The organism is Brasilonema bromeliae SPC951 (assembly GCF_012912135.1).
Taxonomy (GTDB): domain Bacteria; phylum Cyanobacteriota; class Cyanobacteriia; order Cyanobacteriales; family Nostocaceae; genus Brasilonema; species Brasilonema bromeliae.
Genome location: NZ_QMEB01000030.1, coordinates 25501 through 35628, shown reverse-complemented (window position 1 = coordinate 35628; position 10128 = coordinate 25501). Strand labels below are relative to the sequence as shown.

At 43.6% G+C, this 10128-nt stretch carries 10 protein-coding genes and 1 riboswitch; of the genes, 7 read left to right on the top strand and 3 right to left on the bottom strand.

Annotation, left to right across the window (positions count from 1 at the left end; all coding sequences use genetic code 11):
- Window positions 1-237: 237 nt before the first annotated feature.
- Window positions 238-346, top strand: a riboswitch (cobalamin riboswitch).
- A 49-nt stretch (window positions 347-395) separates the two neighbouring features.
- The 3 genes from cobG to DP116_RS06225 all read left to right on the top strand — a co-directional run bounded on the left by cobG (window position 396) and on the right by DP116_RS06225 (window position 3390).
- Complete coding sequence (gene cobG / locus DP116_RS06235; RefSeq protein ID WP_169154347.1) at window positions 396-1949, top strand: precorrin-3B synthase; 1554 nt, start codon at window positions 396-398, stop codon at window positions 1947-1949.
- A gap of 110 nt (window positions 1950-2059) precedes the next feature.
- Window positions 2060-2689, top strand: coding sequence for a precorrin-8X methylmutase (locus DP116_RS06230; RefSeq protein ID WP_169154346.1), 630 nt, complete (start codon window positions 2060-2062; stop codon window positions 2687-2689).
- On the top strand, window positions 2686-3390 hold the full coding sequence (locus DP116_RS06225) for a precorrin-2 C(20)-methyltransferase (protein WP_169154345.1): 705 nt from the start codon (window positions 2686-2688) through the stop codon (window positions 3388-3390). Before DP116_RS06230 ends, DP116_RS06225 begins: the two co-directional genes overlap by 4 nt.
- A 136-nt stretch (window positions 3391-3526) precedes the next feature.
- Here DP116_RS06225 and DP116_RS28460 read toward each other — a convergent pair whose 3' ends face one another.
- From DP116_RS28460 to DP116_RS06210, 3 genes are all read right to left on the bottom strand, one after another.
- Window positions 3527-4756 (bottom strand): hypothetical protein, encoded by a 1230-nt coding sequence (locus DP116_RS28460; protein WP_211173110.1) that lies wholly within the window; start codon window positions 4754-4756, stop codon window positions 3527-3529.
- Window positions 4757-5265: 509 nt separating this feature from the next.
- Complete coding sequence (locus DP116_RS06215; RefSeq protein WP_169154344.1) at window positions 5266-6165, bottom strand: pyridoxamine 5'-phosphate oxidase family protein; 900 nt, start codon at window positions 6163-6165, stop codon at window positions 5266-5268.
- 25 nt (window positions 6166-6190) lie between these two features.
- Entirely contained in the window at window positions 6191-6787 is a 597-nt protein-coding gene (locus DP116_RS06210) for a glutathione S-transferase family protein (RefSeq protein ID WP_169154343.1), read from the bottom strand.
- Window positions 6788-7606: 819 nt separating this feature from the next.
- Here DP116_RS06210 and DP116_RS06205 point away from each other — a divergent pair.
- The 4 genes from DP116_RS06205 to DP116_RS29080 all read left to right on the top strand — a co-directional run.
- Window positions 7607-8107, top strand: coding sequence for a DUF2231 domain-containing protein (locus DP116_RS06205; RefSeq protein WP_169154342.1), 501 nt, complete (start codon window positions 7607-7609; stop codon window positions 8105-8107).
- The gene (locus tag DP116_RS06200) at window positions 8104-8709 is read left to right on the top strand and encodes a DUF2231 domain-containing protein (RefSeq protein ID WP_169154341.1); all 606 of its coding nucleotides are present in this window, start codon (window positions 8104-8106) and stop codon (window positions 8707-8709) included. The genes DP116_RS06205 and DP116_RS06200 overlap by 4 nt, the downstream gene beginning before the upstream one ends.
- Before the next feature lie 124 nt (window positions 8710-8833).
- The gene (locus tag DP116_RS06195; RefSeq protein ID WP_169154350.1) at window positions 8834-9739 is read left to right on the top strand and encodes a cytochrome c oxidase subunit II; all 906 of its coding nucleotides are present in this window, start codon (window positions 8834-8836) and stop codon (window positions 9737-9739) included.
- A 35-nt stretch (window positions 9740-9774) separates the two neighbouring features.
- Window positions 9775-10128, top strand: a 354-nt coding sequence (locus DP116_RS29080) for a cbb3-type cytochrome c oxidase subunit I (protein WP_246275510.1), incomplete at its 3' end; no start/stop codon positions are given.

Genomic DNA, 10128 nt, shown 5'->3' with positions numbered 1-10128 from the left:
GTTTTTCTCGTGAATCGTCTGGTGGTAACATGGCGAGATGGCGTTTTCCCCCGACTATCACTTGTGCATGTTCAAGGAGAGAACGGGCGATGGGCAAAGCCCCGCCAGAGGCGAACGCACTCAATCCCGATAACCCATCCTCACCAATACCCACTACTGATAACCATTTCTGCATCTAGCGACTGATGGAAGAATTAAGAAGATTTGGCAAAAAGATGTAAGGCTATTATCTCATGCTAAACTACACAAACTTAGAGTCGGGAAAGTCCGGTGAGATTCCGGGACTGTGCCGCAGCTGTAATGGGTAAACCCTAGTCAGAATACCGACTCCAAGAGTGTCTTGTAGACACAATGATTATCTGCTCTCCGCGTCGCACGGGGAAGGAGTTGTAGACGTGTCTGGTTGTCCTGGTCTTTTTTATCAAACGTCCGCACGAGACGGTATTTTATCTCGCATCCGCATACCTGGAGGAATATTGACGAGTCAGCAGTTTCATATCATAGCTGACTTAGCTGACGAGTTTGGAGAAGGTTACACGAATATTACCAATCGTGCCAATCTTCAAATCCGTGCAATTCGTACAGAGATTCCCAGTAATGTTTTAAGAGTTCTACAGAAGATTGGTGTAGCTTCAGCCATTCCAGAGGTTGATCATTTGCGTAATATCATGGGTAGTCCCACGGCTGGCATTGATTTGTACGAACTCATTGATACTCGACCACTCATTTGTGAATTAGATCATTACATTACCACTCACGCCGAGCTAGCACCACTTTCACCGAAATTTAGCGTTGCTTTTGATGGCGGTGGTTGTGTGTCGATTGGCGAAGCTCCCAAAGGGAGCCGCGCAAGGCGCGAACGCCCCAACGATATCGTCTTGAGTGCGGTTATGGTTGATAATAACGTTTACTTCCGCCTCAAGCTGAATTTGGGTGTATCACTGTTTGAACCATTTGAACCATTTATTGATACAGACATTCGCCTGAAACCAGAGGAGTGTGTTGAGGTTGTGGCTGCATTGGCACAAGTCTATTTGCAGCATCTCACACTAGAAACTGGAAACACAATTCCTCATCGCAAGTCACGTCAGCCACGTTTTTGGGAGATTTTGAACAACTTAGGTATAGAAAGATTTCTTCAAGAAGTTGAGCGTCATCTTCCCTATCCACTACAGCGTTTTTCTGTGAAAAGCAGTCATACACAAATTAAGGAGGAATATAGAGATATTGGATGCAATGTCTATTCTAAATACCAACACATCGGTGTCCATCCCCAACGACACAAAGGATTGTCCTACATTGGTGTTGTCGTACCAGTTGGTAGATTAAATACTTTACAAATACGTGGGTTAGCGGATATAGCTGAAACCTACGCTAGTGGTACACTTAGGCTGACACCTTGGCAAAATCTTTTGATATCAGATATTCCTCAACAGTGGATTCCCAAGATACAAAGTAAAATTGAAAACTTAGGATTGCATTGGTCTGTAACTAATATTCGCAGTGCCCTAGTTGCTTGCGCTGGTAACACCGGATGTGCGTCTTCAGCAACAGATACCAAAAATCATGCCCTAGCATTAGCACAATACTTGGATGATCGCGTTATTCTTGACCAACCAGTCAACATTCACTTCACAGGTTGCGAAAAATCCTGTGCTCAGCATAGCAGGAGCGATATTGCTCTTGTTGGTTTCAATATTGAAGATAAAGGGGAAGTGGTGGAAGGTTATAAAGTCTGCGTAGGTGATGGTGATAGTCACGAAAAATTTGGACGAGAACTTTACGGTTGGGTGTCCTTTACAGAATTACCTTCACTGCTAGAGCGAATGTTGCAAATATATATGGCAGAACGTGATACTTCCAACCCATCATTTGGTGAATTTGTCAACCAATATGTTATCGCAGACTTACAACAGTTGTTTTTTGAAAGGAGAGTGGTTAGTGGTTAGCAAATAAACAAACAACTAACAACTACTCCCTTCCCGCTACAAAATTACCTATCTTTATTCTTGGCGTCCTTGGCGTCTTGGCGGTTCGTTTAAGAATTAAAAACTAACAAATGACTATTAACTATATAAAAAACGGTAACGAAATATATAGCAAATCCTTTGCCATGATTCGCTCAGAGGCAAATCTGTCTGTGCTTGCTCCCGATGTCGCCAATGTAGCCGTGCGTCTCATTCATGCTTGTGGGATGACAGATATTGTTTATGACTTAGCAGCTTCACCAACGGCGGTAGAATCTGGGCGTACAGCTTTAGCAGCAGGGGCACCGATTTTGTGTGATTGTCGGATGGTAGCAGAAGGTATTACGCGGCGACGACTACCAGCAGACAATTCAGTGATTTGTACCCTCAATCATCCCGATGTGCCAGAACTTGCTCAAAAACTGGAAACCACCCGTTCTGCTGCTGCTTTGGAATTGTGGTTACCAGTGTTAGAAGGGGCAGTGGTAGCAGTTGGGAATGCACCGACTGTTTTGTTTCGGCTACTAGAAATGTTGAGCGCTGGGGCACCGAAACCATCGCTCATTCTGGGTTTTCCGGTTGGGTTTGTGGGGGCGGCAGAGTCGAAAGCTGCACTGGCAGCAGATAGTTTTGGTGTGCCATTTATGACATTACATGGACGGCGGGGTGGGAGTGCGATCGCCGCCGCCGCAGTTAACGCCTTAGCAACGGAGGAAGAATGATGAACAAAGGTCGTCTTTATGGAGTTGGTGTAGGTCCTGGCGATCCGGAACTTCTGACACTAAAAGCACTGCGGCTATTACGTTCTTGCCCAGTGGTCGTCTATCAATCTGCGGACGATAAGCAGAGTATTGCCAGAGGTATTGTAGCCCAATATCTTCCTGGCAATCAAATCGAGGTACAGTATCATCTTCCCCGCGCTCTTGAACCGTATGCAGCACAACCTATTTATGACCAGGTTGTTATCCCTATAAAAGAACATCTTGCTGCTGGACGGGATGTGGTGGTACTGTGCGAGGGCGACCCGTTGTTTTACGGCTCGTTTATGTACGTATTTACACGACTGTCTGACCATTTTGAAACAGAAGTCGTGCCAGGAGTGTCTTCACCAATGGGATGTGCTTCAGCACTAGCAGTTCCTCTGAGTTATCGTAACGATGTTTTTAGTGTACTACCAGCTCCTCTACCAGCCGAAGTTTTGGAAGCACAATTGTTAAATGCTGATGCTGCTGTTATTATCAAGCTGCGACGGCATTTTACAAAAGTTCATGATGTGTTACATAAGTTAGGGCTGCTGTCACGGGCGCGTTACATTGAACGAGGCACAATGGCAAACCAGCGAATCGTTTCCCTAGATGATGTAGATCCAGCCCAAGTGCCTTACTTTTCGATGATTCTGGTACCGAGTAAGAGTCAATTTTGACCAAAACTAAGGGTGTAGGGGTGTAGGGGCCAAAACAAGTCAAAAATCAAAAATCAAAAGGAGCCAGTGCTTTCCCTGGCGACCGTACCCCCCCTAAGCAGAAACTCCCTTGGTATACGAGGGAGTTTCTTTTTTACTACTGTTGTTGTGGCTTTGGTTTCGGCTTTGGTTTTTCGATGATTGGTTTTTCGGTCATTGGTTTTTCGGTCATTGGTTTTTCACTAAAATGACCTTTGGGCCTGACTGTATACGGTGGCTTACGTTCGTATCCCCCAACATCCTTGCCAGCAGCTCTTTCAGCGTCCCTCTTCGCCTTTAATGCTGTTGCCTTATCTTCCTTGCTGACTTTTAGGAACTTGGGTGGCTTCTCCAACGGCAGCCCCAGCAACGAATCAAAAGCAAAAGCATCACGCGCAGGCAGAAATTTAGCTTTGATCTGCACGAAAACCGGCTTGCCTTGCTGTTCTTTCTCAGCTTTGGGATTGAATCTGAACGGCGGAACTGGCGCATCCCTCCAAAACAGTGGCAGGTGGCTTGCTTTCATAAATTTTACTTTTTTTGCTGGTTCCGATTTCTTCACATGATCCAGCCGCTCTTTGGTAAAATTTCGGAATATAGAGATGCACGGAGTGGGGCAAACGGGGATGAACTGCCACAATCCACAGAGTTTGAACTCCATGTCGGAAAGTTCCTCGGATGCCGCCCCCTTTGTTTCACGTCCTTTGTCAAACCCGACGACTTGAAACGAAACCTGGGGCGGTTGATCGCGTCTAGGGAAGTGCGTAAAACGCGGGTAAACAACCAACCGTTGAGTGGCTTCGCCTGTTGCCTGTACTTCTTTTTTTAGTGCCTCAAATGCTCGCTGTTTCTTGGGCGCGTAAAAGAGGGGATACTCTTTGTTCCCAATGATGATAGTACTTTTGTTCTCCTCGGTGAAAACGACCTTCCCAGTAACAACTCCAACAGCTTGAAAGATGGCACCAGGCTCTTCTATTTCCGGCTTCTCTTCCTCTGCAAAAGCAGTGGTTTGTTCCGGATCGTCTTTGTGTTCTTGCGCTACGTCGGCTGTAGTTTGTTCTGATTCAGTGGTTTGTTCCAATTCAGGTGATACTCCTTCGGAACCACTCAGAGATGGCTCTGGGGGAGTTTTAATGGTGACAATTTCTACTTTTTTCGGTTTCATAATTTTTGATTCTATTATAAAAAATTTGGAACAATATCCCAAGTTTTTTGGGATTTGTGTGCGATCGCTCTTCTTCTGCCAAAGAAAGTTCACACCAAAAACAGGCTTAAGCGTTCCTCTGGAACGGGGCAAAGTCGCGGAGTGACTTTGGGCACCAGCACCACCGAGCCATTGCCCTTTCACCGGATAAGCCCTTATATATCATGTAGATATCACCACCTCTATCAATCGAATTTGACAAAAAAAATTATCCAAATTCATGGTGTCCGCACAGAATTTTTTTAGAGCTATCCTGACACCATCAAGACATTTGAGATAGAGGAAATTCCTGATAATTGCTTTGAGCACTACTATTTCAATAAATATGTGCATAGTGAGCCAGAGAGTGAACGCAAAATATTCCGTCATCTGAACGGAGCAGCTAAGTTTATCTACAAGATAATTACTTTACACGAAAAACTTCAAAGCTACCAGACAAGAACAGCTACAAAAAAATCAAGCTTTGGGGAATAGACAGAGACATTGGTGTTAAAACTTGGATTCATCTGATTTCGCTCTTCTACAAAGGTAACGAAATTATTATTGAATATTTCAATCCAAAAGAATTTGAGCAGATGTTCGAGTTACGTGTTCGAGACTTCAAGGCGTGCTTACCCCAGCAGGCAGAACAAACACAAGAACAACCTTTGTTCTCATCTAGGATTCACAGGCGAATATTCCCCAAACCGCCAACGCAGGAGGCTAGCATTCCTGGTTTCCAACACTTGCTCAACATCAAACTCTACTAAACGTTGCGCTCCAGCAAAAGTACTTAATTTATTTGCATTCCAAATCACTTCAGCTTTGCCAGTAAGCTGCAAGGTATGACCATGCTCGAAATCTATAAATAAAAGACCTGCATGAGGGTTTACAACCAGGTTGCCGAAGGTTTGAAACATATTATTACCAGTGTAATCGGGAAAAACTAGCTTGTTGCTGTTCACCACTTGGATAAACCCCGGATATCCTCCCCGGTGGGAAGCATCTGCTCCAAAATCTGGATGAGAACTAGCGATGAAAAAGGTATCGGCTGTGGTAATGAGAGTGTTGATTGTCTCGTTCAAAGCCTCTGTGGTAAAGATTTCAGGTTTTCCTAGCGCCTCAATGACTCCTTTTTCTATATGACGTATCTGGATGTATTTAGGACAGTTAAAAAATGCCTGCTGAATTTGTACAATTATTTTCCCTTCTGGCTGTATCTCAGCTTTGCCGTTGAGACGCAAGCGCCTGCGGTTTGCCAAATCAATGACTAGTAGACCTATTTGGCTATTACTGTACAGGTTTTGCTTTAGCACAACGTCTGGTATAAGGTTGGCATCAATCTGTACTGTTTGTTCGTTTAAGACTTGCACAAAACCGGATTGTCCTGTGAGCAGTGATGCCCAAACTCTGCCATTTACATCGACTGTACCAGCTACTGCTAAATTTTGGCTGCCCAGGAATTCCTGGGCAGCTGGTTTGATAATGTTGCTGACGACGGTACATAGCCGTTGTGCTTCATCTCTCACCCCTGCCTGAGTTTGGACTGCGATTTCTCCAGAATGAAACGTCATATCGATTTTAGATTTTGGATTGATACTACAGCCCTGGCATTCCAACGTATCCTGGTAATTGTTTCATCCGCTTAATCCAAGCAATTACGTTGGGGTAAGCATCTAAAGAGACTTTGCCATCTGGGGCTAGTGCAATGTATGGGAAACAGGCAACATCTGCGATAGTGGGGCGGTTCAGTTCCAGCCATTGTCGCCCAGTCAAATGCTCATCCAGTATTTTCAGGATTGCATAAGCTCTTTCTGTTGCCAGTTGCACATCTAGCGGAATTTGAAACAGGTGGTATCGTCTGGCAAATTCCGGTCCCTGACGAATTTCGTTTGCAGCAGTGAACAGCCACCGCATGACTTTGCTTATTGGTTCTGCTTCTGTGGGTAACCAATTCTCATCACCGTAACGTCGTGCTAGATAAACCAGAATTGCATGAGAATCTCGCACCACAACATCCCCATCCACCAGCACAGGAATTTGACCAAAGGGATTTAGTTTGAGGAATTGGAGAGATTTGTGTTCGCCGCTGGGAAGATCAACCAACACCTGCTCATGCTTAATCTCAAGCAGCGACAGCATTAGTCGTACTTTATAACAATTTCCGGATAATTCGACCTGATAAAGCTTAATCATGGCATTTCTCGCGTGGTAGCCAGTTCTTTCCCACTACCCTTATGTATATGGTAAAGATGTTGCACACAACTTCTGTATCTTACAATATTTGATGGTTTACCTAGAACTCTCCAAGATCAATTCTGAATTGACTAGCACAGTGGGCGCGTAAATAAATATACCATTCAAGGAGGTTGGAACAAACTATTTGTAGGCGTTTGCATCACCCTTGTTGGTATGCTTAATTTTACGATTATTTGTGCTATCTTCTAATATCTCAAAGAGAAAAAACAGTTGATTTTATTGTCCCATTATAACAAAATAAAAAAAATATAAAACTATCAAAGAATACATAAATTTTGTTTACATAAGTTTAAGATAGCTAACAGTGGTAAACAGCCCAGGGGAATAAATTACCACAAAAATGCAAATTGATTGGGCATGGGGCTGCGATTGAACCAGGTTTTTGGTTAAAACCTGTGGCTATTTTCTGACTTAATGATTGAGTATCTGAACCTCAAAGTAGGTATCGAATCATTGTGCGTGTTAATTGCACGCTGGATGACTCAAACTTCACTTTGTTAAATAGTAGGTTTTCATTCAATCAGTAAACAGTAAACAGTGAACAGTTATTCAGCAACTGATAACTGATAACTGTTAAACACTCTCCACAACGGCTTACAGAAAGTTCTAAAAATTTCTTTTGTCAAGAATTGACAAACATGAAACGTCGTAGAGCCTTAATTTGATTCAGTATGAGAATTTTTAGTCTCAAAAGTTTTTACTGAATACATAATTTGCAGTGGCAAATCATTCAGAAGATATGTCTTGGAGAAAAATATGTTTGAGTATCTTCCGGCTTTGAACGACCACTATTTACCGTATCCGGATACAATTCACCCCATCGTTGTACACTTCGTCATTGCGATGGTATTGTTTGCCTTTGTTTGCGATGTCATTGGCTATTTCACAGGGAAATACCGTCTTTTTGAAGTGAGTTGGTGGAATATGTTTTTCGCTACAATTTCCATCTTCATTGCTATCATTTTTGGTCAGTTTGAAGCTGGTTTGGCAGAACCTTACGATGCTGTTGAGTCAGTGCTGAATTTTCATACACTGCTTGGCTGGTCGCTTTCAGGAATTCTTGCATCTATTACAGCTTGGCGCTATGTGATTCGTATCCGCACCCCAAACAAGATACCTTTTTCTTATCTTACACTAGGACTGATTTTAACTCTTCTGGTTGGCGTACAAGTGTATCTCGGAGACAAACTGGTTTGGGTCTATGGACTGCATACAGTACCAGTTGTTGAAGCACTAAAAGAGGGGTTGTTGCAATGAACGCTGAAATTATTGACCAATTAAAAACACATGTTGGCGTAAACGGATTGCCCTATGCAATACCAATTCATCCAAACTTAGTTCATCTCACTCTAGGTTTGTTTATTCTCGGCATTCTCTTTGATTTCGTAGGTGTACTGTTCCCGTTACAAACTCTAGTCTTCAAGTTTTTGGCAATTAAGGCTGTTCGTTCCAACTTCTTTGATGTCGGCTGGTACAATATCCTGGGTTCAGCCATTATTAGCTTTTTTACCGTGACAGCAGGCTTTTACGAAATCATGCTGGCAAATCCACCATCTGATATGAAGAGTGCTTGGGGATTGCAGGCAATGGAAACAATGCTTTGGCATGGTGTGGGTGGTGTTTTGTTATTAGCACTGATTGTTGGCATGACAGTCTGGAGAGGATTACAGCGCTATGTTTGGTGCAAGGACGAAAGCCAACAAGTGCAATGGAGTTATCTGTTTTCTGGGTTCGCAATCATGTTTTTAATGTACTTACATGGAACACTAGGAGCGCAACTGGCTGCTGAGTTTGGGGTACATAATACTGCTGACATGTTGTTGCGATTGGGTCAAAACCCCAATACGCTGCTGAAGTAAATAGTTCTAGTCCTTAGTCATTTGTTCTTTGCTAATGGCTAATGACTAATGACTGATGACCAATGACTAATGACTAATGACCAATGACTGATAACTGATGACTAATGACTAATGACTAATGACTATGAAAATCTGGAATGTTTTGAGACTCATTGTAAGTGCGATCGCCCTCACTCTTATCAGTCTCTGGGTAGGGCAGCAGGCATATTCTTGGCTTCCCCCGCAAGCTGCAGCAGAATCACAACTGATAGATGATTTGTTCAGTTTTCTCGTCACACTGGGCGCATTCATCTTTGTTGGAGTGACTGCGACTATCATATACTCCGTGACTTTCCATCGAGCTGGCAGGTATGATTTTAAAGATGGTCCCCCGATTGAAGGAAATATCACACTGGAAGTTGTCTGGACAGCTATCCCAATTTTGGTAGTGTTATGGATTGCGGGGTATAGCTATCAAGTCTACGAGCAAATGGCGATTCGTGGTCCAATGGAAATTGTGCACCTGCATACACCAATGGGGATGGAATCAGCTTATGCTGCGCCTGTTGACTCCTCAACTGAACCTGTAGAAAACATTGAAGTCGATGCTAAACAGTGGGCTTGGGTATTCCGCTACCCCAATCAAGGTATCACCAGTACTGAATTGCATTTGCCCAGCGATCGCCGCGTTCGTTTAGCACTGCAATCAGAAGACGTGATCCACGGCTTTTATATTCCCGCTTTCCGACTCAAGCAAGACATCATTCCCAAACGCACAATTGACTTTGAATTCACTCCCATCCGCGTCGGCAAATACCAATTGACCGATTCCCAATTTAGCGGTACTTACTTCGCTACAATGCAGGCGAATGTAGTTGTTGAGTCTCCCGAAGACTATGATAAGTGGCTTGCCGAAGTAGCAACTCAAAAGCCATCTCCTGCACCCAATCAAGCTTTTGCTGAGTATACCCAGGAAACAAAAGGACTTATCAAAACTGGCTGGGCTACAGTTGAGCCTGCACAGCCTCCTCTGGTCAATTACAGCAATTAGTTGTGATTTGTGAGTTTCGCAAGGACAAATAACAAATGACCAATATTTCTATTAAAGACATCAATCTAAATAGTGGTGGAAAACCTCACCACGAAGCCGCAACAGGCTGGAAAAGATACTTCAGCTTCAGCACTGACCACAAAGTCATTGGTATCCAGTACATCGTCACTGCTTTCATTTTCTTTCTTGTTGGTGGCATCTTTGCAATGGTGATTCGGGGAGAACTGATTACCCCAGAATCAGACCTTGTTGACCGCACAGTCTACAATGCCATGTTTACTATGCATGGCACAGTCATGTTATTCGGTTGGACATTTCCAGTATTAGTAGGTTTTGCCAACTACCTTGTGCCGTTAATGATTGGGGCGCGAGATATGGCATTTCCGCGC